The sequence below is a fragment of the Pseudoalteromonas sp. P1-7a genome (assembly GCF_001401855.1).
Taxonomy (GTDB): domain Bacteria; phylum Pseudomonadota; class Gammaproteobacteria; order Enterobacterales; family Alteromonadaceae; genus Pseudoalteromonas.
Map to the genome: position 1 here is coordinate 1 of NZ_LKDU01000116.1, position 323 is coordinate 323.

General features: G+C 44.0%; 1 protein-coding gene. It reads right to left on the reverse strand.

Annotated features, from left to right (window positions below):
• Positions 1 to 323: MFS transporter (locus AN389_RS19750; RefSeq protein ID WP_146258106.1), on the reverse strand; the 323-nt coding region annotated here is incomplete at both ends.

Here is a 323-nt window from a genome sequence, read left to right on the forward strand (position 1 = left end):
GGGGCAATATCGGAGGCAAGCAAAATAGCGGCACCAAAGTAAGCACCGTGAGGTAAGCCACTTAAAAAACGAAAAACAACAAGCTGCTCCAATGAGGTTGCTAATGCACTTAAACCATTAGCAATACACATTAAGCTTAAAAAAATCAGCAAAGCTTTGCGTTTTCGCATGTTGGCCGTTGTAAGCATTAATACCGGTGCGCCAACTACAACGCCAATCGCATAGGCGCTAATAGCATAGCCACTTTGCGAAGGGGTTGAGCCAAACGTTTCACTGATCAGCGGCAGCATAGGCATCATTGAAAACTCTGATAATCCTAAAAT